Annotated in this window: 22 protein-coding genes; 11 read left to right on the top strand and 11 right to left on the bottom strand. The window is 66.8% G+C overall.

Annotated features, from left to right (window positions below; genetic code table 11):
- Positions 1 to 12: 12 nt before the first annotated feature.
- On the bottom strand, positions 13 to 987 hold the full coding sequence (gene mbfA, locus K3551_RS02365; protein ID WP_259917365.1) for an iron exporter MbfA: 975 nt from the start codon (positions 985 to 987) through the stop codon (positions 13 to 15).
- A 149-nt stretch (positions 988 to 1,136) separates the two neighbouring features.
- Here mbfA and K3551_RS02360 point away from each other — a divergent pair, with 149 nt between their 5' ends.
- The 3 genes from K3551_RS02360 to K3551_RS02350 all read left to right on the top strand — a co-directional run bounded on the left by K3551_RS02360 (position 1,137) and on the right by K3551_RS02350 (position 3,302).
- On the top strand, positions 1,137 to 1,439 hold the full coding sequence (locus tag K3551_RS02360) for a hypothetical protein (RefSeq protein ID WP_259917364.1): 303 nt from the start codon (positions 1,137 to 1,139) through the stop codon (positions 1,437 to 1,439).
- 132 nt (positions 1,440 to 1,571) lie between these two features.
- Positions 1,572 to 2,186, top strand: a complete 615-nt coding sequence (locus K3551_RS02355) for a TetR/AcrR family transcriptional regulator (protein ID WP_259917363.1) — start codon at positions 1,572 to 1,574, stop codon at positions 2,184 to 2,186.
- Positions 2,187 to 2,237: 51 nt separating this feature from the next.
- Positions 2,238 to 3,302 (top strand): FAD-dependent oxidoreductase, encoded by a 1,065-nt coding sequence (locus K3551_RS02350; RefSeq protein ID WP_259917362.1) that lies wholly within the window; start codon positions 2,238 to 2,240, stop codon positions 3,300 to 3,302.
- On the opposite strand, the gene K3551_RS02345 is transcribed toward K3551_RS02350, so the two are convergent.
- Positions 3,283 to 3,879, bottom strand: a complete 597-nt coding sequence (locus tag K3551_RS02345; RefSeq protein ID WP_259917360.1) for an enoyl-CoA hydratase/isomerase family protein — start codon at positions 3,877 to 3,879, stop codon at positions 3,283 to 3,285. The two genes, K3551_RS02350 and K3551_RS02345, sit on opposite strands and share 20 nt — an antisense overlap.
- A complete protein-coding gene (locus tag K3551_RS02340) occupies positions 3,876 to 4,628 on the bottom strand; it encodes an SDR family oxidoreductase (RefSeq protein ID WP_259917358.1) in 753 nt (250 codons plus the stop codon). Before K3551_RS02340 ends, K3551_RS02345 begins: the two co-directional genes overlap by 4 nt.
- A gap of 75 nt (positions 4,629 to 4,703) precedes the next feature.
- Between K3551_RS02340 and K3551_RS02335 the strand changes: the two genes are divergently transcribed.
- The 6 genes from K3551_RS02335 (at position 4,704) to lpxK (ending at position 10,967) form a co-directional block, all read left to right on the top strand.
- Positions 4,704 to 6,167: a DUF2125 domain-containing protein gene (locus K3551_RS02335; protein WP_259917356.1), complete on the top strand. Its 1,464-nt coding sequence runs from the start codon at positions 4,704 to 4,706 to the stop codon at positions 6,165 to 6,167.
- Positions 6,168 to 6,287: 120 nt separating this feature from the next.
- On the top strand, positions 6,288 to 7,631 hold the full coding sequence (locus K3551_RS02330) for a TldD/PmbA family protein (RefSeq protein ID WP_259917354.1): 1,344 nt from the start codon (positions 6,288 to 6,290) through the stop codon (positions 7,629 to 7,631).
- Complete coding sequence (locus tag K3551_RS02325; RefSeq protein WP_259917352.1) at positions 7,618 to 8,397, top strand: 3'(2'),5'-bisphosphate nucleotidase CysQ; 780 nt, start codon at positions 7,618 to 7,620, stop codon at positions 8,395 to 8,397. Before K3551_RS02330 ends, K3551_RS02325 begins: the two co-directional genes overlap by 14 nt.
- Before the next feature lie 66 nt (positions 8,398 to 8,463).
- Positions 8,464 to 8,706: a DUF4170 domain-containing protein gene (locus tag K3551_RS02320; RefSeq protein ID WP_259917351.1), complete on the top strand. Its 243-nt coding sequence runs from the start codon at positions 8,464 to 8,466 to the stop codon at positions 8,704 to 8,706.
- A 6-nt stretch (positions 8,707 to 8,712) separates the two neighbouring features.
- Positions 8,713 to 9,999, top strand: coding sequence for a 3-deoxy-D-manno-octulosonic acid transferase (locus K3551_RS02315; RefSeq protein WP_259917350.1), 1,287 nt, complete (start codon positions 8,713 to 8,715; stop codon positions 9,997 to 9,999).
- Positions 9,999 to 10,967 (top strand): tetraacyldisaccharide 4'-kinase, encoded by a 969-nt coding sequence (lpxK, locus tag K3551_RS02310; RefSeq protein ID WP_259917348.1) that lies wholly within the window; start codon positions 9,999 to 10,001, stop codon positions 10,965 to 10,967. The genes K3551_RS02315 and lpxK overlap by 1 nt, the downstream gene beginning before the upstream one ends.
- Here lpxK and K3551_RS02305 read toward each other — a convergent pair.
- Positions 10,964 to 11,623, bottom strand: coding sequence for a DsbA family protein (locus tag K3551_RS02305; RefSeq protein ID WP_259917347.1), 660 nt, complete (start codon positions 11,621 to 11,623; stop codon positions 10,964 to 10,966). The two genes, lpxK and K3551_RS02305, sit on opposite strands and share 4 nt — an antisense overlap.
- Positions 11,624 to 11,639: 16 nt before the next feature.
- A complete protein-coding gene (locus K3551_RS02300) occupies positions 11,640 to 12,134 on the bottom strand; it encodes a DUF721 domain-containing protein (protein WP_259917346.1) in 495 nt (164 codons plus the stop codon).
- Positions 12,135 to 12,206: 72 nt separating this feature from the next.
- On the opposite strand from K3551_RS02300, the gene mutY reads away from it, so the two are divergent.
- Both mutY and K3551_RS02290 read left to right on the top strand, forming a co-directional pair.
- On the top strand, positions 12,207 to 13,244 hold the full coding sequence (gene mutY, locus K3551_RS02295) for an A/G-specific adenine glycosylase (protein ID WP_259917344.1): 1,038 nt from the start codon (positions 12,207 to 12,209) through the stop codon (positions 13,242 to 13,244).
- Between the two features lie 49 nt (positions 13,245 to 13,293).
- Positions 13,294 to 14,439 carry an alkane 1-monooxygenase gene (locus K3551_RS02290; protein ID WP_259917342.1) on the top strand — a complete coding sequence of 382 codons (1,146 nt, stop codon included), beginning with the start codon at positions 13,294 to 13,296 and terminating at the stop codon, positions 14,437 to 14,439.
- Here the strand turns inward: K3551_RS02290 and K3551_RS02285 are convergent.
- The 6 genes from K3551_RS02285 to K3551_RS02260 all read right to left on the bottom strand — a co-directional run bounded on the left by K3551_RS02285 (position 14,436) and on the right by K3551_RS02260 (position 20,028).
- Complete coding sequence (locus tag K3551_RS02285) at positions 14,436 to 15,026, bottom strand: DedA family protein (protein ID WP_259917340.1); 591 nt, start codon at positions 15,024 to 15,026, stop codon at positions 14,436 to 14,438. The genes K3551_RS02290 and K3551_RS02285 overlap by 4 nt on opposite strands.
- Positions 15,027 to 15,114: 88 nt before the next feature.
- On the bottom strand, positions 15,115 to 15,951 hold the full coding sequence (gene kdsA, locus K3551_RS02280) for a 3-deoxy-8-phosphooctulonate synthase (RefSeq protein ID WP_409197397.1): 837 nt from the start codon (positions 15,949 to 15,951) through the stop codon (positions 15,115 to 15,117).
- Between the two features lie 3 nt (positions 15,952 to 15,954).
- Positions 15,955 to 16,734, bottom strand: coding sequence for a 3-deoxy-manno-octulosonate cytidylyltransferase (locus tag K3551_RS02275; protein WP_259917337.1), 780 nt, complete (start codon positions 16,732 to 16,734; stop codon positions 15,955 to 15,957).
- The gene (locus tag K3551_RS02270) at positions 16,731 to 17,672 is read right to left on the bottom strand and encodes an SIS domain-containing protein (protein ID WP_259917335.1); all 942 of its coding nucleotides are present in this window, start codon (positions 17,670 to 17,672) and stop codon (positions 16,731 to 16,733) included. The genes K3551_RS02275 and K3551_RS02270 overlap by 4 nt, the downstream gene beginning before the upstream one ends.
- Positions 17,673 to 17,709: 37 nt before the next feature.
- Positions 17,710 to 18,951, bottom strand: coding sequence for a glycosyltransferase family 4 protein (locus tag K3551_RS02265; protein ID WP_259917333.1), 1,242 nt, complete (start codon positions 18,949 to 18,951; stop codon positions 17,710 to 17,712).
- A gap of 381 nt (positions 18,952 to 19,332) precedes the next feature.
- Complete coding sequence (locus K3551_RS02260) at positions 19,333 to 20,028, bottom strand: fumarylacetoacetate hydrolase family protein (protein WP_259917331.1); 696 nt, start codon at positions 20,026 to 20,028, stop codon at positions 19,333 to 19,335.
- Positions 20,029 to 20,036: the final 8 nt, after the last annotated feature.

Raw genomic sequence — 20,036 nt, 5'->3', positions numbered from 1 at the left:
CCAGCGCAGGCCCTAACCGGACCCGATCAAGACGCCCGCCGCCAACACCAGGGCGCCGCCGACGACCACCTGCAACGTGGCCCGCCAGAACGGCGTTTCCATCCAGCGGTTCTGAATCCAGGCAATCGCCCAGAGTTCTACGAAGACGACGGCGATGGCGATGCTGGTGGCCAGGGTGAAATTCGGGATCAGGTAAGGCAGGGCGTGCCCCAATCCGCCCACGGTCGTCATGATGCCCGAGGCAAAGCCCCGTTTCAGCGGTGAACCACGCCCCGACAATTGTCCGTCGTCTGACGCCGCCTCGGTAAAGCCCATGGAAATGCCTGCCCCGACGCTGGCTGCGAGGCCGACCAGAAATGTCGTCCAGGTGTCCTGCGTGGCGAAGGCCACCGCAAAGATCGGTGCCAGGGTGGAAACCGAGCCGTCCATCAACCCGGCCAGCCCCGGCTGAACCCAGGTCAGGACGAACTGGCGGTGGGCCTGGTCGTCTTCTGCCGCGCGCGCATCGTCTGACACGGCGTCCCCCAACTCGCCGGCGCGGGCCTCGTGCCCGGCTTCGGCGGCGGCCAGATCCCCCAGCAATTTGCGCGTCGCCGGGTCGGACGAGGCCTGGGCGGCCCGCAGATAGAAGGCGTGCGCGTCGTGCTCCATCGCGGCGGCTTCGCCGCGGATGCGATCCAGCGACAGGTTCTCGACCAGCCAGACCGGCTTGCGCGCATAGAATCCGGCCACGTGTTCGCGCCGGATCAGCGGGATGACATGGCCAAAGCGCGCTTCGTGCAGGTCGATGAGGCGGCGGCGGTGGGTGTCTTCCTCGGCGGCCATGCCGTCGAAGACGGTCGCGCTGTCGGGGAAATCGGCGCGCAGGTGTTCGGCATAGGATCGGTAGATGCGGGCGTCGTCTTCTTCGGACGAAATGGCGAGGGCCAGCACCTCCTGCTCGGAAAGGTCCCGGAATCGTCGGCGGAAAGTGAAGCTGCTCAGCATGACGCGACGATACCTGTGCGGGTGGCGAAGACAAGCCGTGTAAAAATGAACCGATCGGTTCATTTTATCTCTTGTCCCCCAGGGTTCGTGCTCCTATCTCAAATTTATGAACTGAACGGTTCGGTTCAAAATCATTCTGGAGACACCTCATGAAGACCGCAATCGCCGCCCTTGTCCTGTCTGTCGCCGCTCTGCCGGTTCTTGCCGATCAGATCACCATCAACGACGATGGCTGGGCCCGTATCCCGTCGCCGCCGGTGGCCATGACGACCGTCGACATCGACGACGACGGCTGGACCCGCGTGGACATGACCAGCATCCGCTCCGACCGCGCCCCGGTCGGCAATTCCGGCGAATGCACCGCACTGGAATCGTCTGTCGGTCTGCGCGCAGACGCCTGTGGCGTTCTGAACCTGAACGAGCTGGCCACCCTGGCCGCCGACAACGACTGATCCCGTTCCCTCCCGACGGGACAACGGAAGGCGGGCCGGTCTGGCCCGCCTTCACCATTTGGACGGATCGGTTCAGTTGATGCTTGTGCGGTGGGCGGTGCGCTCTATATTTCAGCGACGCAAGGGGTTTCCATGAACGACGCCACACCGATCAAGAAGGGTCGCAAGTTCGACCAGGTCCTGGATGGCGCGCGGCGCGTGTTCATGGCCGACGGCTACGAAGGCGCAAGCGTCGATGCCATCGCCCGTGCGGCGGGCGTGTCCAAGGCGACGCTTTACAGCTATTTCTCGGACAAGCGCCTGCTGTTCATGGAGGTGGCGAAGGCCGAGTGCAGTCTGCAGATCGACGAAGCGGACGCCATCCTGACCGAAAGCGCCCAGCCCAGAGAGGTGCTGTGCGTGGCGGCGGATCGGATGCTGTCGTTTTTCCTGTCCGGCTTTGGTCAGTCGATCTTTCGCATGTGCGTCGCCGAATCCGAACGGTTCCCCGAACTGGGGCGCGAATTCTACGAGACCGGGCCGAAACTGTTCCGCGAACGCATGGTCGCGTATCTCAAATGTGCCGTGGCCGAAGGTCAGTTGAAGATCGACGATCTGGACCTGGCGGCTGACCAATTCGCAGAGCTTTGCAAGGCGCGTCTGTTCCCGGAATTGATGTTCAACATTCGTAAATCCGTGACCGATGCCGAAAAGCAGCGCGTCATCGACGGCGCGGTCGACACCTTTCTGGCGCGCTACGGCGTCTGACCGGGGGCCCCGACCATCGGCCGCAATCCCCCAGACCCGGAGCAGGCCACCTTGAACGATGCGTCCTGTGCCCCTGTGGATGTTCTGATCGTGGGCGGCGGGCTGGCGGGGCTGTCGTTGGCCGACCGCCTGCGTGGGACCGGCAAGTCCATCACCCTGATCGAGGCGCGGGATCGGCTGGGCGGCCGTATTCTGGGCGAGGCACCGGGACTGGACCTTGGCCCGGCCTGGTTCTGGCCCGGTCAGCCCCGGATGGCGGCTTTGGTGGCGGATCTGGGGTTGGCGGCGTTTGAGCATTTCGCCGTCGGCGACGCCCTGCACGAAGACGCGACAGGCCAGGTGTTTCGCACAGGCGGACAGGGCGGCATGGCCGGATCGCTGCGGATTGCCGGAGGGCTGGGGCGCGTGGTGGACCGTCTGAGCGCACGCGTGCCCGAGGGGATCCTGCAACGCGAGGTGCGCGTCGTCGCGGTGCGGCGTGGGCCGGCGGGCATCGAGGCGGAAACCGCCGACGGGCGCAGGATCAGCGCGCGCCGCATCGTTCTGGCTCTGCCCCCTCGGATCGCCGCGAGGCTTCGCTTTGATCCACCGCTGTCGGCGCTTGGGGCGATGGCCGAGGTGCCCACCTGGATGGCGGGGCAGGCCAAGGCGGTGGTTTCGTATGATCGTCCGTTCTGGCGCGCGGCTGGCCTGTCCGGCGACGCCTTCAGCAGGCGGGGACCGATGGTCGAAATCCACGACGCCTCTGGCCCTGACGGCACACCTGCCGCTCTGTTCGGCTTCATCGGCGTCCCCGCCGCTGCGCGGCAGGACAGCGAAGGACTGCGGGCGGCCGTCCTTGCGCAGGTCGTGCGCCTGTTCGGGCCAGAGGCAGCCTCGCCCCGTGCGTTGCATCTGAAAGATTGGGCCTTTGATCCGATGACCGCGACGCAGGCCGACCAGGCCCCCCTGACGCAGCATCCCGCCTATGGGCCGGTGCCGGGGGCGGAAACGGTCTGGGATGGCACCGTGATCCTGGGCGGCAGCGAGGTCGCGCCACGGTTCGGCGGCTATCTGGAAGGTGCGCTTGAGGCGGCGGAGGCTGTGGCGGCGCGGCTTATGGCACCATTGCCTTGATCGCCGCCACGTGGTCCGGCGCGCCCACGGCAAGATCCCGCGCCGCGGCTTTCGGATCCGCCACGAGACGGTCGAACAGACCAAAGGCCAGGGCCTCCTCCGCCGAAAGGCGCGCGCCTGCGGCCAGCACCAGCTTGGTGCGCGCCGGTCCGATCAGCCGCGCCATGCGCGCCGGGTCCGAGGGTTGCGGCAGATAGCCCAGCCGCGCCACCGGATAGAAGACCTGTGCCCCCGGCACCGCCAGCCGGACATCGCAGGCCAGCGCCATGCCACAGGCCCCACCCGCCAGCGTGCCATTCAGTGCGGCAACCGTCAGGCACGGCAGCGCGGCGATGGCCCCCGACAGCCGTTCCCAAAGGGGCGAGGTGGCCAGCCCGGCCTTTGCTTCATCCAGATCAGCCCCGGCGCTGAACACCCGGTCCCCTGCGCCGGTCAGGATCATCAGGCCGACATCCGGTCCGACCCCCTCGACCGCGTCACATAGATCGCCCAGCATCGCTGCGGTCAGGGAGTTGGCCTTGTCGGGCCGGTCCAGCGTCAGGGTCAGGACCGCGCCGTCCCGGTCGCTGCGGATCATGCGGTCAGGCCGATCCGGGCGCGCAGCCCATCGTCGCGCAGGCTCAGCTCGGTCCCGTTCAGATCCTCCGCCGCGGAGGAGCACATCCACACCAGCGCGCGGGCGGGCCATTCGGGGGGAATGTGATCCTCCCATTCCAACTGGGCGACAGGTCCCACGCCCGAGGCCTTGATCTCGCGCTGCATCTGGGTGGCGACGGTGCCCGGCGACAGGCCCATGATGCGCAGGGTGTCGCCGTGTTCGGCATGGGCCGCTTCGGTCAGCATCTTGGCCGCCGCCTTGGAGGTGCAATAGGCCGACCAACCCGCCAGCGCGCGGTGCGCGGCGCCGGACGAGATGGTGATGATCGTGCCCGATCCCTGCGCCGTCATCACCGGCAAGGCGGCCCGCATCCCATTGTAGACGCCCTTTACGTTCACATCGATCAGATGGCCCCAGGCGTCCGGGTCGCTGTCTGCCAGGGGGCCGATGGGTTCGATCATGCCCGCGTTGCCGATCAGCACGTCCAGCGACCCGAAGGTATCCACCGCTGCCTGCACGGCGCGCGACATCTCGGCCCAGCTGGCGACGTCGCAGGGCACGGCCAGCGCGGTGCGCCCGATCTCTCCGGCGAGGTCGGCAATGGCGCGGGTGGACCGGGCCAGCAGAACGACATTCGCCCCCTGCGCAGCAAAGGCACGGGCGGCGGCGGCACCGATCCCGCGCGAGGCCCCTGTGATCATAACGGTTTTCGAAGTAAGATCCGACATCAGTGACCTCCGGTTGACCCCATTGGCGGGGTCCTGAATGGTGGGTTCAAAGGTTTGGATACAGAAAGGTTGATCATGCCGAAACATGCGATTGCCGCCGGATGCGCGCTGGCGCTTTGCTCGGGTCCGGCACTGGCCGACCTGACGGCGCAGGATCTTTGGACCGACTGGCAGCGGATCTATGCCGCCATGGGCACGACGATGACCGCCGACGAAAGCTATGGGGGCGGCACGCTGACGCTGTCGGACATTCGAACGGTGGCCTTGATCGAAGGGGTGGAAAGCACCTCTTCGCTGGGCAGCATCGAGTTGGTGGAACAGGACGACGGCACCGTGCGGATCGTCCTGCCGCCGTCGATGGTCATCGCCACCGAAACCACCGTCGATGGTGACACCGTGGCGCAGGACGTCACCCTGGAGACGGAGGGCTGGGACGCCGTCGTCTCCGAGGAAGGGGACGCGCGGATCTACGACATCACCGCCGACCGGATGGCCTATGTGTTCGACGACCCGGAGGTGCCGGGCGCCGACGCGGTGTCCGGGTCGCTGGACCTGCTGGGGCTGGCCACGACCTACACCAACACCGAAACCGACGGAGCCTTCGAAAGCGTTCAGACATCGACCGCCGAGGCCATGACGCTGGACCTGTCCTCCGAAGGAGAAGGGGAGACGTTTTCGCTGGCCTACGCTCTGTCGGATCTGACGGCGGGCGCTGACGTTTCGCTGGATCTCGACGCCATCGGTCAGGACATCAAAAGCCTGTCTGACCTGAACCTGCTGTTTGCTCTGACATTTGCCCATGGTGGCAGCACGACCGAGCTGAGCGCCGATTCCTCCGATGGGCCCTTCGCCCTGAGCGGGACGGCAGGCGGCGGCAGCATGTCGGTCGATTTGACCCCCGACGGTCTTGGCTATTCGCTGTCCTCGACCGACGCGCAATTGACGGTGCAGGTCGCGGCCTTTCCGGTGCCGGTATCCGTGTCCATGTCCGAGCTGAGCTCGGCCTTTGCGCTGCCGATGGGGGTGTCGGACACGCCGAAACCCTTTGCCGCCAGCCTTGCCTGGCGCGATCTGGAAGTGGACGATGCAATCTGGGGGCTGTTCGATCCGACCGGTCAGTTGCCGCGTGACGCGGCGACCCTTGTGCTGGACGTGACCGGCACCGCGTTGATGACCACCGACATCTTCAGCGCGGACGCAGCCGAAATGGCGGGCCCTCCGGGAGAGTTGAAATCGCTGGACCTGAACGCGCTGCAACTGACCATTGCGGGTGCCGAACTGCTGGGCAACGGCGCGCTGACCTTCCCGGTGCCGGGTCCGATCCCGCAGCCGGTTGGCACGATCACCCTGTCGTTGGACGGTGGTCTTGCGCTGATCGACAAACTTGTCGCGCTGGGCTTTCTGCCGCCGGAACAGGCCGCGATGGCCAAGGGCATGGCGGGCGTCGTCGCGCGTCCCGTGGGCGAGGATCAGCTGGAATCGGAGATCGTGTTCTCCGAAGGTGGCGGGATCAGCGCCAACGGCCTGCCGCTTCAATAGGCGCCAACCGATCTTGACGGGCCCGCCGGACGCGCGGGCCCGTTGCATTTGCACCCCGCCCCTTGAGGCGGGGCCGTGCCGGGGCTACCTGCGGGGTGTTGCAACCCATGCGAGTGTCCCATGCCCGATCTGTCCCAGCTGACCGAAGCCCTGCTGCATGCCGCCAAGAAGGCCGGGGCAGAGGCCGCGGATGCGTTGGCCGTGGATGGCACGTCGATTTCCGTCGATGTGCTGCGCGGCAAACTCGAACAGGCAGAGCGGTCCGAGGGGATCGACATCGGTCTGCGCGTATTGATCGGCAAGCGGCAGGCCTGCGTCTCTGCCTCGGACACGCGGCCTGAAACCATGGCGCAAATGGCCGAACGCGCCGTCGCCATGGCACGAGAGGCCCCCGAGGACCCGCATATCGGTCTGGCCGATCCTGACCAATTGGTGCGCGACTGGGATGTCGCGGCGCTGGATCTGTGCGACGGGGCCGAGGCTCCGACCCCTGCCGAGTTGCAGGACATGGCCGCCCGCGCCGAGGCCGCAGCCCTGGCCGTGGACGGCATCAGCCAGGTCAGTGCCGCCGGCGCGGGCCACGGCGACCGGCGTATCCACCTTGCCGCCAGCAACGGGTTTTCGGGGGGCTACCGCCGCACCGGAACATCCCTGTCCTGCGTGGCCATCACCGGCGAGGGCACGGGGATGGAACGGGATTATTACGGTGACAGCCGCATCCACTTTGCCGATCTCGACAGCCCCGAAGACGTGGGCCGTATCGCCGCCGAACGCACGGTTGCGCGGCGCGGCGCGATCAAGCCGCCCACCGGGGCCTGTCCGGTGGTCTATGACGAACGGGTCGCGGGCACCCTGATCGGGCATCTGCTGGGGGCCGTGAACGGCGGGTCGGTCGCGCGCGGCGCGACGTTCCTGCGTGATGCCTTGGGGCAACCGGTTCTGCCCGATGGCCTGTCCCTGACCGAGGATCCGACGATGCCCCGCGTCTCCGGCTCCAAACCCTTCGACGGCGAAGGGTTGCCGGTGGCGGTGCGCGACATCGTGGCGGACGGCGTGTTGACCGGTTGGGTTCTGGACCTGGCCACGGGGCGCAAGCTGGGCATGGCCAGCACCGGCAACGCGGCACGCGGCCCCTCGGCCCCGCCGCAGCCCTCGGCGGGCAACGTGCGCCTGACCCAGGGCACGGTCAGCCGGGATGACTTGCTGGCACAAATGGGAACCGGCCTGCTGATCACGTCGATGATCGGCTCGTCGATCAACGCGACCACGGGGGATTATTCGCGCGGGGCCTCTGGTTTCTGGGTCGAAAACGGAGAGATCACGGGCCCGGTCAACGAATGCACCGTGGCGGGCAATCTGCGCGACATGCTGCGCCGTCTGATCCCGGCCAACGACGCGCGGCTGCATGTCGGGCGGCAGGTGCCGTCGCTCTTGGTCGAGGGGCTGACGATTGCGGGCGGCTGACGAGGATCGCGCCCTTCTGTCCGAGGCCGCGCTGGAGGCGGGCCGCATTGCCCGCCACTATGTCGGGCGCGACAAGGACGTGCAGGACAAGGGTGACGGACAGGGCCCGGTGACCCAGGCCGATCTGGAAATCGACGCCATGCTGCGCCGGACCCTGACGCAGGCCCGTCCCGGGTATGGCTGGCTGTCGGAGGAAAGCGCCGATACGGACGCCCGGCTGTCGCGGTCGCGTGTGTTCGTCATCGACCCCATCGACGGCACCCGTGCCTTTATCAAGGGCGAGCCGACGTTCAGCCATTCGCTGGCCGTGGTCGAGGACGGTGTTCCCTTTGCCGCCGCGATCCACCTGCCGATGAAGGACCGGCTTTACGCGGCGGCCCGGGGCGGCGGGGCTACGCGGGACGGGGTGCCCATCGCGCCTTCGGGCCGCCAGGTGCTGGACGGGGCCGAGGTTCTGGCGACGCGTCCCAACTTCCACGACGAACATTGGACCGGTGGCCGACCGCCGGTGTCGCAGCACTTTGTGTCGTCGCTGGCCTTTCGGCTGGCCCTGGCCGCCGAGGGGCGCTTTGACGCGATGGTGACCCTGCGCCGGGCCTGGGAATGGGACATCGCCGCGGGCGCCTTGCTGGTGGCCGAGGCGGGCGGTGCGATCCATGACCGCCGGGGCGGGGCGCTGCGGTTCAACAACGTGCACCCGCAGGTCGATGGCGTCGTGGCGGGAACCCGCGCGGTGCAGGCGGCCCTGCTGGCGCGACTGGCCTGAAACGGTTCACCCTGCCGCGCGCCCGCGCTACAGGGGACAAGGAAACCCACGACAAGGAGAGACCCGATGGTCCAGCGCCTACACCTCGTCTTCGGCGGCGAGCTGGTAAACCCCAGCTCGACCCAGTTTGCGGATGTGGACAAGATCGACATCGTCGGCATGTTCCCCGACTACGCCAGCGCCTATGCCGCGTGGAAAGGTGCGGCCCAACGCACGGTGGACGATGCGCACGCGCGCTATTTCATCGCGCACATCCATCGCCTGCGCGATGAAGAAAGCGCCGCCTCCCCGACCGAAGAGCTGGGCTGACGTTTCATGGCCGTCTCGCCGTTGCTATCGGCCTATCTGTTCTGGTCGAACCGGGCACACCGCTTCGGAGAGCGGAAGCTTCAGGCGCGGCTGGCCGAGGGCAAGGAAGATGCCGCCCGTCTGGACGAGCGGCGCGGCATCGCGTCCCTTGAACGCCCGCCGGGTCAGGTGATCTGGCTGCACGCCGCCAGCGTCGGCGAAAGCGTCTCGGTCCTGGAGATGCTTCGACGCATGGGGGAGGAGCGTCCGGACGTCACCTTCCTGATCACCTCCGGCACGGTCACCAGCGGCGAGGTCCTGGCCTCGCGCCTGCCCGATGGCGCGCTGCACCAATATGTGCCGCTGGACGTGCGTCCCTGGATGCGCCGGTTCCTAGATCATTGGGATCCGGATCTGATCGTCCTGGCCGAGGGCGAGATCTGGCCCGCCCTGCTGCACGAGGCGAAGCTGCGCGGCAAGCCGGTCGCGATGATCAACGCCCGCATGACTGACGCGACCTATCGCCGGTGGCGGCGGTTCGGGCGCGGGGCCGCGCGCAAGCTGTTGGGATACATCGACCACGTGCAGGCGCAGGAGGAACAGACCGCCCAGCGTCTGCGCCACCTGGGCCTGCCGGAGACCCGGCTGGAAGTGACGGGAACATTGAAGGAAGGGTCCAAGGCCCTGCCGCACGACGAGGCGGAGAGGGTCCGCTTCGCCTCTGCGCTGGGGGGGCGTCCCTGTTGGCTGGCCGCCTCGACCCACGAAGGCGAAGAGGCGGGGGCCGCCGAGGCCCATGCCCAGGCGCGGCGATCCTGGCAAAAGCTGGCGCTGGTCATCGCGCCGCGCCATCCGGGCCGCGGCGACGAAATCGTCAGCAGCCTGCGACTGGACGGCTGGAAGGTCGCTCAACGGTCGCTGGGCGAGACATTGACCGCCGAAACCGACATCTATGTCGCTGATACGGTGGGCGAGATGGGGCTGTGGTATCGGCTCTGCGCGGTGTCCTTCATGGGCGGGTCGCTGGTGCCGGTGGGCGGGCACAATCCGTTCGAGCCGGCCGCCCTGGGCAGTGCGATCCTGCACGGACCCGAGGTCTACAATTTCCAGGACATCTTTGAGCGTCTGTCGGCGGCAGGGGCCGCGCGCCAGGTCAGCGACTGGGCCGATCTGGGTGCCACGCTGGCGCGCGTTCTGGAACCCGATGAGGCGGCGCGCATGGCCCATGCCGCGTGGGAGGTCTGCTCCGACGGGACGGATGTGACCGAACGGGCGACGGACCTGCTGTTTGCCATGCTCGACGGCGTGGATTGATGAAGGCACCGGGGTTCTGGTCTCGGCCGCCGGGATTGGCGGCGGCGCTACTCTGGCCCTTGTCTGCGGTCTATGCCGGGGCCACGGCGCGGCGGGTCGCGCAGCCCGGCCTGCGGCTGGAGGTGCCGGTGATCTGTGTCGGCAACCTGACGGCGGGTGGGACGGGCAAGACCCCGACGGTCATCGACCTGGTAAACCGGCTGGCTGCGCGTGGCGTGCGCGCGCACGTCGTGTCACGGGGCTATGGCGGGTCGCTGACGGGGCCGGTCCAGGTCGACCCGCAGACACACGACGCGGGGCAGGTGGGGGACGAACCCCTTCTGCTGGCCGCCTTTGCCCCGACCTGGGTGGCGCGGGACCGGGCCGCGGGCGCGCGGGCGGCGGTTGCGGCGGGGGCGCAGGCCGTGGTGCTGGACGATGGCTTTCAGAACCCCGCGTTGATCAAGGACCTGTCCATCGTCGTGGTCGATGCCGGGGCGGGTTTCGGTAATGGGCGGGTGATCCCTGCGGGGCCCTTGCGCGAACCTGTTGCGGCGGGCCTGGCGCGGGCCGATCTGGTCCTGACCATTGGCGCACCGGCGCAGCAATCCGGCCTGTCCCTGCCAGACACCCCGCCACGATTGCGGGGCCGGCTGGAGCCTTTGGCGACCGGGATGCCCTGGGCTGGCCTGCCGGTCTTTGCCTTTGCCGGGATCGGGCGGCCCGAGAAATTCTTTGATACGCTGCGGGACCTCGGCGTCGATCTGCGGGGCACCGTTGCCCTGGCCGATCACCAGCCCCTGACGCCGGGCCTGCTGAAACGGTTGGGGGACCAGGCCGCCCAGCTTTCTGCGCAGCCTGTGACCACGGAAAAGGACGCGGTGCGTTTGCCCGCGTCCCTGCGCGGGCAGGTGATGACCCTGCCCGTGCGGTTGCAAATCGAGGATGCCGCGCCGCTGGACGCGGCGCTGGCCCGGATCGGGCTTTAGCTGGCGTCGTCGACCAGACGACCGATCTGCGACAGCGACATGTTGCCGGAGTGCAGGTCACCGTTGATGATGAAGCTGGGCGTGGAACGCACCCCATCCGACGCCGCGTTGGTCTGATACCAGGCATACAGGCTTTCGGCCATGGCGGCGTCCTGCAGGCAGGCATCCAGCTCGGTCTGACCCAGACCGGCCTGCAGGCCGATCCGCTTCAGGCTGTCGGCGACGGCGGCCGGGTCGCCCTGCCGGGCCCATTGCCCCTGTTCCTTGTAGAGCAGGTCGGCCACGCCGAAATACCGCTCCGCCCCGGCGCAGCGCGCGATCATCGCGGCCCACAGGCCGTAGCGGTCGAAGAACACCTCCCGGTAGGTGAAATGCACCTTGCCGGTGTCGATATAGTCCGTCTTGAACGCCTTGAAGGTGTCCGCATGGAAGGCGGCGCAGTGCGGACAGGTGTAGCTGGCGTATTCCACGACCTTCACCGGGGCATTCGGGTCGCCCAGGGTCATCTCGGGGATGTCGATGGTGCCCTGCGCGTTGGCCGCGCCCAGGTCAAAGGCGACCGGGCTGCCGGTCGGGCCGGATGGCAGCAGCAAGGCCGCCCCGCCCAGCGCGGTCCCGGAGGCAAGAAGGGCGATCAGTTTGCGTCTGCTCAGCATTGGATTCTCCGCAGGGTCAAATTCGTTGTTTCGATATGATGTTTGCCGCCAGCCGTTCAAGCGATGACCGAAGCCCGTCATCGGATACGCCCGCGGCTGTCTGCCGCGCTTCGGCTACGACTTCGGGTTTGGGGGCGGCGCGTTTGGTCGGCTGCGCGGTAAAGGCGGCCTGCCCTTCGGCAAAACCGGTGGGGGCGGTTTGGGTCAGGGTGATCCGGCTGATGGCGTTGTAGCCGTAACAGGCATTTACCCGTTCCCGCAGCTTGGGCAACTGCATCTGCAGCATCGGGGCATGGGCCCCCGTCGTCAGCAAGGTCAGCACGGCGCCAAAGCCATTGCGGGGAAAGCCCACCTTGACCGGCTGGCACAACGCGGCCGTCTCGGCCCCCGCGATTTCCGACCAATGGGTCAGCAGGCGGGATTCGGCAAAGCCACGCTTTTCGCTCAACCGCTTGATATCGCGGTCGACAAGCGCGGAGACGCGCCGGGGGCCTTTGCGGAACTTTGCCATCTCGGGGCTTCCTCCTGTCCGGGGGGCAGCCTACATCATGTGGGGGGACGGGGAACAGCGGGGCTATCACGGATGCGTGACGAATTGGCGACAAGCCTGTTGACCTGGTACGACGCACAGGCGCGTCAGATGCCCTGGCGCGTGGGGCCGGCGGATCGCGCCGCAGGGCACCGCCCGGATCCTTACCGCGTCTGGCTGTCCGAAATCATGCTGCAACAGACGACCGTCGCCGCCGTGCGCGCCTATTTCCTGCGCTTCACCGAACGTTGGCCGACGGTCGCCGATCTAGCCGCCGCCGATGACGCAGATGTGATGGGGGAATGGGCCGGTCTGGGGTACTACGCCCGCGCCCGGAACCTGCTGAAATGCGCCCGCGTCGTGGTGGCGCAGCGGGGGGGACGGTTCCCCGAGACCGAGGCAGAGTTGCTGACCCTGCCCGGCGTCGGTCCCTATACGGCTGCGGCCGTGGCTTCGATTGCTTTTGATGAACCCGTTGCCGTCGTCGATGGCAACGTGGAGCGGGTGATGTCCCGCCTGCGCCGGATCGAGGCCCCTCTCCCGGCGTCCAGGCCCGACATCCGCGCGGCGGCCCAGGTGCTGACCCCCGCCGACCGCCCCGGCGATTATGCGCAGGCGGTGATGGATCTGGGGGCCACGATCTGTACCCCGCGCAAACCGTCCTGTCTGCTGTGCCCCTGGTCAGAGGCCTGCGCGGCCCATGCGGCGGGCATCGCCGAAACCTTGCCGCGCAAGGCACCGAAAAAACCAAAACCCACCCGTTACGGCACCGTCTATCTGGCGCGGCGCGGGGATGATTGGTTGTTGGAACAACGGCCCGAAAAGGGGCTGCTGGGCGGAATGCTGGCGTTCCCCACGACCGACTGGGCCGAGACGCCCGGCGAAGACGCGCCGCTTTCGGCGGATTGGCAGGATGCGGGCGCGGTCAAGCACACCTTCACACATTTCCACCTGATCCTGCGCGTCCTGACTGCCCGGACAAGGGCCAATCCGACACGCGGCGGTTTCGCCCCATTGACACCGGACAGCCTGCCGACGGTTTTCCGCAAGGCCCATGACCTGGTGACGCAACGTCCCGGGGACAAACGTTGAGGCGGTCTGTCTTACGCTGTTAGAATCAGCCGAGGTTTTTGAGGTTTCCATGGCCATTCACACCCTGCCAGACGCAAAGATCCGCAACCCGCTGCGCGCCTTGCCCTTTTGGGTGTCGCTGACCATGGTGCCCGTGGCCTGGTTGGGGGCGCTGACGGGCGGTTGGTGGGTCCTCGCCGTGCCGGTCTATGCCTGGGGCGCGTCGTCCGTTCTGGATGCGCTGACCGGGTTGGAGGAAGGCAACGCCGATCCCTTGATGGAGCGGTCGGGCCTGGGGTGGTATCGCGCCATCACGCTGATCTGGGCGCCGGTTCAGTTCACGCTGCTGTTCGGGTTGATCTGGTACGCGACGCGCGCCGACCACCTGAATGGCTGGGAACTGCTGGGGCTGTTCTTCGGGGTTGGCGTGATCTGTGGGACCATCGGCATCAATTATGCGCATGAACTGGCGCATCAGCGGCCCAGGCTGGATCGCTGGATGGGCGATATTCTGTTGGCGATGGTGCTCTATTCACACTTCCGCTCGGAACATCTGCTGGTGCATCACCGCTATGTCGGGACGCCCGGCGACCCGGTCACGGCGCGCTACAACGAGGGATTCCACCGCTTCTACCCGCGTGTGTTGCGGCAATGCTGGATCTCCGCCTGGAACGCCGAGGCCGCCATGTTGGCGCGCAAGGGGCTGGGCCGATGGCACCGGTCCAACCCTTTCTGGCGCTATTGGGCGCTGCAAGCGGGCATGCTGATCCTGGCCTTCGGGCTGGGCGGCTGGCTGGGGCTGGGGCTGTTCCTTGTGCAGGTGGGCACCGCGATCTGGCAGCTGGAGCTGGTGAATTATGTCGAACACTATGGGCTGACGCGTCGCCACCTGGGTGGGGGAAAATACGAACCCGTGCGCCCGCATCATTCCTGGAACGACGCGCATCGTGCGTCCAGCTGGCTGTTGATCAACCTGCAGCGGCATTCCGACCACCATTACAAGCCGGACCGGCCCTTTCCGCTGTTGCAGACCTACAGCCCGGAGGAGGCCCCGCAATTGCCGCTGAGCTATCCGGTGATGACGGCTGCGGCGATGATCCCGCCGCTGTGGCGGCGGGTCATGAACCCGCGCGTGCGCGCCTGGCGCGAGCGGTACTATCCCGATATTGCCGACTGGTCCGCCTACAAGGCCGCGACCAACCCGATGCCGCGCTAGCGCTGCCGCCAGACGCGCCGCAGATAGGCGGCCAGCACGACGGCAAGGGTGATCCAGCCCAGCGGGTCCAGCCAGTCCTGAATGCGGTCGTATTGCGATTGCAAGGCATAGCCCGCGATGGCCAAGCCGCCGATCCAGATGACGGTGCCCAGCGTGGAATACAGCAGGAACTGCCCCAGGGGCATTCCCGCGACCCCGGCCGGCACCGAAATCAGCGTCCGGAACCCCGGCAGGAACCGCCCAACAAAGACCGCGGCCGGGCCGAAGCGGTCGAACCAGTCAGCGGTCGCATCCACATCATGCGCCGATATCGTCAGCCATCGTCCATGACGGTCGGCCAGGCGGCGCAAACGGTCCTGTCCTAGCCAGACGCCGATGTAATACCAGAACGTCGCGCCCACGACGGACGCAAAGGTCCCCACGATGACCACCAGCGTCAGGGAGAATTTCCCCTCGGCGGCGAGGAATCCGGCCAGGGACATGACCACCTCGGATGGGATGGGTGGAAAGACGTTCTCGATCACCATCAAGAACGCAAGGCCGAGGTAGCCGCCGGCGGCCATCAGGCTGGTAATCCAATCGAACATCTGCGCCTCGCATCAACGACCAGGGAAACGCGCCTGCATTTCCGCCGGTTCCATTGATAGGTCTACCGCCAGGAAAAGACGGCTGTTGTCAGTGTGCCTTGCGCAGGTCGTCGAATGCGCGCAACTCGGCGATCAGGTCGGCCATGCGGTCCACCGGGATCATGTTGGGCCCGTCGGACGGGGCACGGTCCGGGTCTTCGTGCGTCTCGATGAACAGCGCGCTGATGCCCACCGCGCAGGCGGCGCGGGCCAGCACCGGGGCAAATTCGCGCTGCCCTCCGCTGCTGCCACCTTGTCCGCCCGGCTGTTGCACGGAATGCGTCGCGTCAAAGACGACCGGATAGCCCGTCGCCTCCATCGTGGGCAGGCCGCGAAAATCGCTGACCAGGGTATTGTAGCCAAAGGATGTGCCCCGATCGCACAGCATGATCTTGTCGTTGCCGGTGCTGGCGACCTTGGCCGCGACGTTGGGCATGTCCCAGGGGGCGAGGAACTGCCCCTTCTTGATATTGATCGCACGGCCCGTGTGCCCGGCGGCCAGCAGGAGGTCGGTCTGACGCGACAGAAAGGCGGGGATTTGCAGCACGTCGCAGACTTCGCCGGCGGGCGCGCAATGCCCCGGCTCATGCACGTCGGTCAGAACCGGACAGCCGAACTCCTCGCGGATCTGTCCCAGGATCCGCAGCCCCTCGTCCATGCCGAGCCCCCGCTCGGTGCCCAGCGACGACCGGTTGGCCTTGTCGTAGCTGGCCTTGAAGACGAACCGTGTGCCGGTGGGCGCGCAGGCTTCGGCAATGCGTTCGGCCATCATGCGGGCGTGGTCCAGGCTTTCCAACTGGCAGGGCCCGGTGATCAGCATGAAGGGTTCCGATCCGCCGACCGGAATGCCGGAGACGTCGATGACCTTGGATTTGATTGGGTCCATGTCTCAGGCTCCTAGGACGGATTCGATACGGGCGACATCGGCGGGGTTGTTCAGTTCCCAGAACAGCCGCCCGCGCGCGTCGACCTCGACACAGGCGACGGTATGGCCGTTCTCCAGAAATCGCAGTTGCTCCAGCCCCTCGCGCCGCTCCAGCGTGCCTTCGGGCCAGGTGGTATAGGCGCGCAGGGCATCGGGGCGGTAGGCATAGACGCCCACATGGTGAAACACCGGGATCGGATCGGGCAGCTTGCCGGGATCGATGTAGGGGATCACCTCCTTGGAGAAGTAGAGCCCGTGCAGGTTGCGGTCAAAGACGGCGGTGGTGCCGCCCACGCGACCATTGCGGCGGTCCTCGGTGAACATCTCATAGGTTTGACGGTCACAGCGCAGAACCGGGGTGGCGACCTGCGCGGTGGCATCCTGGGCCATCCGGTCGATCAGGGCCTCGACGAACCAGGGCGGGGTCAACGGCGCATCGCCCTGCAGGTTCACGATCAGATCGGCCTCGACCTGGTCCAACGCCTCGGCGCAGCGCTCGGTCCCGTTGCGCGCCTCGGAAGAGGTCATCAGCACGGAGGCCCCGAATCCCTCGGCCGTGTCGCGGATGCGGGCGTCATCGGTCGCGACATGGATCGCGTGGTCGCCGGCGACCTGCTGCGCCGCCTCCCAGGTCATCTGGATCAGGGTCTTGGTCGTCCCGTCCTTTTGCCGCAGCTCAGCCAGAGGCTTGCCCGGATAGCGGGTCGAGGCATAGCGCGCGGGGATCAGGATCGCGGTCTTCATGCCACACCCGCCCGCAACAGGTCGTGGATATGCAGGACACCGACCGGTGTTTTTCCGTCGCAGACAATCAACACGTTGAGTTTCCGTTCATTGAGAAGGGCCAGTGCCTGTGCCGCCAGCATATCGGCGGGCACGGTCAGGGGATCGCGTGTGGCGACATCGGCGGCCTGTCGATCCAACAGGCCCGACATGTTGCGGCGCAGGTCGCCGTCGGTGATCACACCTGCCAGCGCCCCGTCCTGAACCACCGCGGCAATGCCAAGCCCGGCCGAGGTCATGGTCAGCAGCACGTCCGACATCTGCGCCTCGGGGCCGACAGACGGCACATCGGTATGCATCAGCCTGGACACGCGCGCCATCTTGGCCCCCAGCTTGCCGCCGGGGTGGAAGACACTGAAATCTTCGGCGCGGAAATTCTTTTGCCGCAAAAGGGCGACGGCCAGGGCATCGCCCAATCCCAGCGTCAGCGTGGTCGAGGTGGTGGGCACCATGCCGATGCCGCAGGCCTCGGGCAGGGCAGGAATGGTCAGGCGATAATCGGCGGCCTGCATCAGGGTCGATTCGGGGCGCGACGACAACCCCACCAGCGGCACCGAGAACCGGCGCGTGTGTTCGATCATGTCGCGCAGTTCTGCCGCTTCGCCGGAATTAGACAGCATCAGCACGACATCGTCGCGCCCGATCATCCCCATGTCGCCATGGCTTGCCTCGGCGGGGTGCACAAACAGCGCGGGCGTGCCCGTAGAGGCCAGCGTCGCCGCGATCTTGCGTGCGATATGGCCCGATTTGCCGATACCGGTGACGATCACCCGCCCCGGTGCGGCGGCGATCAGCGACACGGTCGCGTCGAAGTCGGCGGGCATCGCCTCGGACAGCGCCTGCAGGGCGGCGGCCTCGGTGCGCAGGACCTCTCGGCCGGTTTCCAATGCGTCGGTCATCGCCTTCGCAGATAGGACGCGCGGCGCGCCCGTGCAACTACAGCTTGATCCGCACGTCTTCGGGCACCAACGCGTTGATCTGGTCGATGTGCTGCGGCAGGCAGACGTTCAGGAAGTCGTAGGTTTCGACCACGTGCTTGCGCGCCGCGGGCCCCATGTGGGCATATCTTGCCGGATCGCTCAGAACCGAGATCACCTTTTCCGCCAGGTCCGCAGGGCGCAGGAAGTCCGCCAGCAGGCCGGTTTCGCCATGGGTGATCGCCTCGCGCACGGGGGCCACGTCGGAGGCGACGATGGTGGCCTCCATCGCCATGCTTTCCAACAGCGACCAGGACAGGACAAACGGCATGGTCAGATAGATGTGACACCGGCTGATCTGCACGATCTTCTGGAAATCCTCGTAGGGGACCTGGCCCAGCATATGTGTCCGGCTCCAATCGATGCGCGACCCTACCTCTGCTTCCATCTCGGCGCGCAGGCCGCCTGCTGCCTCGCTCTTCTTGCCGTAAGAGGTGTCGTTGCCGCCCACGATCAGAATACGCGCGTTGGGGCGCGCGGCCTGGATCTCTGGCAGGGCGCGCATCAGAACATGGTAACCGCGCGTCCGTTCCAGGTTACGGGCGACATAGGTGATGATTTCATCCTTGCGACTGACCTGACCGGCCCGACCCAGGTTCAGCGTCACATCGGGATCGGGGCGCAGCTTGTCGGTGCGGATGCCGTCGTGACAGACATACAACTTGTCATGGAAGGCCGCGGGAAAGCAGTCCCTTTGCCAACGCGTGGGGGCAATGCCCTGGTCGATCACATGCAGATTGGTAAAGGGCACCGTGTTCCGCGCCTGCAGCAGGAACGGCACCGTGTCGGAAACCTCATCCTCCGGCTCGAACCCGACGGGGCCGCCCTTGGCGAGGTAGAAATACTCGAAAAAGCCCAGGATCGGCACGTCGGGGTAGATGTGTTTCATAAACATCAATTCGCCCCAGCCGGTGTGGCCCAGAATGATATCGGGGGTGAAACCCGCCTCTTTCAGTTTTCTCGCAGCCAGGGCCGCCCCATAACCCATGCCCGCAGCCTCTTCCCAGACGCGGGACAGGCCATAGGCGTCCTTGGCGGGGCCTGCGTGGGGGCGATAGACGATCTTCTGGACGCCGGGCTTGTCCGGATAGTTCTGCCGCTGGGTCAGAAAGACCAGGTCATGGGTGCCCTGCGCGATCAGCCAGTCAAGCATCTCGCGGTACTGGCCGGGCATGTTCTGATGAACCATAAGGATCTTCATGCCGCGCCGCCTTCGTGCAGATATCCCATGCCGATCGTTCTCCCGTCTGTCTGTCTTGTCAAAGGGGTAACCCGCGCCGTGCCCCATGGAAATGCCCCCGCGTCCCGCCATTGGAAAATGTCCTGCCGCGGAGAAAGCGTGCCTGGTCGGTCACAAGGGTCTTGGCGGACCGGACCGCCTGGGTCACAGTGGGGCCAGAGCCCCCGCAGAGGGGCCGGACAGAGGCAGCGACAGGCCATTTGGCCTGCAGGAGCAGTGATATGGCAATTCCAGGCAAAGGCCTGCGCCTCGCCCTTGTGGCGGTGGTGCTTTGGGCGACGTTTCTCGCGGCCCCGCTTCAGGCGGCGAATGCGGTGATCCAGACCGTCTGACGGTGATTGGCTATTCGGGGTCCGCGAAGGTCACGGTCACCTCTGCCAGCCCCTCGATGGTGCCGACAAGCCGGTCGCCAGGTGCAACCGGTCCGACGCCGGCCGGGGTGCCGGTCATGACGATGTCACCGGGACGCAGGTGATAGAGCCGGGACAGATCGGTGATGATGTCCGGCACCGAATGGATCATTTCGTCCAGCGTCGCATCCTGGCGCAACGCGCCGCCGACGCTCAGCCGGATTGCCCGGCCCGTCAGATCGCCGACATCGCCCGCGCGGGTCAGGGGCCCCAGAATGGCTGACCCCTCCACATCCTTGCCGGTATCCCAGGGCCGTCGCTTGGATTTCGCCACTGCCTGCAGATCCCGCCGCGTCATGTCCAGCCCGCAACCATAGCCGAAGACCGCAGCCGCCGCCTCGGATCGGGTGGCCCGGAAAACCGGGGCCCCGATGGCGAACACCAGTTCCATCTCGTGATGATAGTCTTCGGTGCCCGGCGGATAGGGCAGGGTCTGCCCGCTGGGCACCGCGTGGACCGGGTTCTTGGTGAAATAGAACGGGGCCTCCCGATCGACTTCGTTCCCCATCTCGGCTGCATGGGCGGCATAGTTGCGCCCGACGCAGAAGATACGCGCGACGGGATAGCTGTCGGTGCTGCCGGTGACCGGCAGGCAGATGCGGGGGGGCAGGTCGAACAGGGGGGTCATGGCACGGG

This window comes from Jannaschia sp. M317, assembly GCF_025141175.1.
In the GTDB taxonomy this organism is placed as follows: domain Bacteria; phylum Pseudomonadota; class Alphaproteobacteria; order Rhodobacterales; family Rhodobacteraceae; genus Jannaschia.
This window is presented reverse-complemented; position numbering and strand designations above follow the sequence as displayed.

Excerpts from the sequence above, each read along its gene's own strand:
- mbfA (WP_259917365.1), bottom strand. The coding sequence starts at position 987 with ATGCTGAGCAGCTTCACTTTCCGCCGACGATTCCGGGACCTTTCCGAG.
- K3551_RS02360 (WP_259917364.1), top strand. The coding sequence starts at position 1,137 with ATGAAGACCGCAATCGCCGCCCTTGTCCTGTCTGTCGCCGCTCTGCCG.
- K3551_RS02355 (WP_259917363.1), top strand. The coding sequence starts at position 1,572 with ATGAACGACGCCACACCGATCAAGAAGGGTCGCAAGTTCGACCAGGTC.
- K3551_RS02345 (WP_259917360.1), bottom strand. The coding sequence starts at position 3,879 with ATGATCCGCAGCGACCGGGACGGCGCGGTCCTGACCCTGACGCTGGAC.
- K3551_RS02340 (WP_259917358.1), bottom strand. The coding sequence starts at position 4,628 with ATGTCGGATCTTACTTCGAAAACCGTTATGATCACAGGGGCCTCGCGC.
- K3551_RS02335 (WP_259917356.1), top strand. The coding sequence starts at position 4,704 with ATGCCGAAACATGCGATTGCCGCCGGATGCGCGCTGGCGCTTTGCTCG.
- K3551_RS02330 (WP_259917354.1), top strand. The coding sequence starts at position 6,288 with ATGCCCGATCTGTCCCAGCTGACCGAAGCCCTGCTGCATGCCGCCAAG.
- K3551_RS02320 (WP_259917351.1), top strand. The coding sequence starts at position 8,464 with ATGGTCCAGCGCCTACACCTCGTCTTCGGCGGCGAGCTGGTAAACCCC.
- K3551_RS02315 (WP_259917350.1), top strand. The coding sequence starts at position 8,713 with ATGGCCGTCTCGCCGTTGCTATCGGCCTATCTGTTCTGGTCGAACCGG.
- lpxK (WP_259917348.1), top strand. The coding sequence starts at position 9,999 with ATGAAGGCACCGGGGTTCTGGTCTCGGCCGCCGGGATTGGCGGCGGCG.
- K3551_RS02305 (WP_259917347.1), bottom strand. The coding sequence starts at position 11,623 with ATGCTGAGCAGACGCAAACTGATCGCCCTTCTTGCCTCCGGGACCGCG.
- K3551_RS02300 (WP_259917346.1), bottom strand. The coding sequence starts at position 12,134 with ATGGCAAAGTTCCGCAAAGGCCCCCGGCGCGTCTCCGCGCTTGTCGAC.
- mutY (WP_259917344.1), top strand. The coding sequence starts at position 12,207 with ATGCGTGACGAATTGGCGACAAGCCTGTTGACCTGGTACGACGCACAG.
- K3551_RS02290 (WP_259917342.1), top strand. The coding sequence starts at position 13,294 with ATGGCCATTCACACCCTGCCAGACGCAAAGATCCGCAACCCGCTGCGC.
- K3551_RS02285 (WP_259917340.1), bottom strand. The coding sequence starts at position 15,026 with ATGTTCGATTGGATTACCAGCCTGATGGCCGCCGGCGGCTACCTCGGC.
- kdsA (WP_409197397.1), bottom strand. The coding sequence starts at position 15,951 with ATGGACCCAATCAAATCCAAGGTCATCGACGTCTCCGGCATTCCGGTC.
- K3551_RS02275 (WP_259917337.1), bottom strand. The coding sequence starts at position 16,734 with ATGAAGACCGCGATCCTGATCCCCGCGCGCTATGCCTCGACCCGCTAT.
- K3551_RS02270 (WP_259917335.1), bottom strand. The coding sequence starts at position 17,672 with ATGACCGACGCATTGGAAACCGGCCGAGAGGTCCTGCGCACCGAGGCC.
- K3551_RS02265 (WP_259917333.1), bottom strand. The coding sequence starts at position 18,951 with ATGAAGATCCTTATGGTTCATCAGAACATGCCCGGCCAGTACCGCGAG.
- K3551_RS02260 (WP_259917331.1), bottom strand. The coding sequence starts at position 20,028 with ATGACCCCCCTGTTCGACCTGCCCCCCCGCATCTGCCTGCCGGTCACC.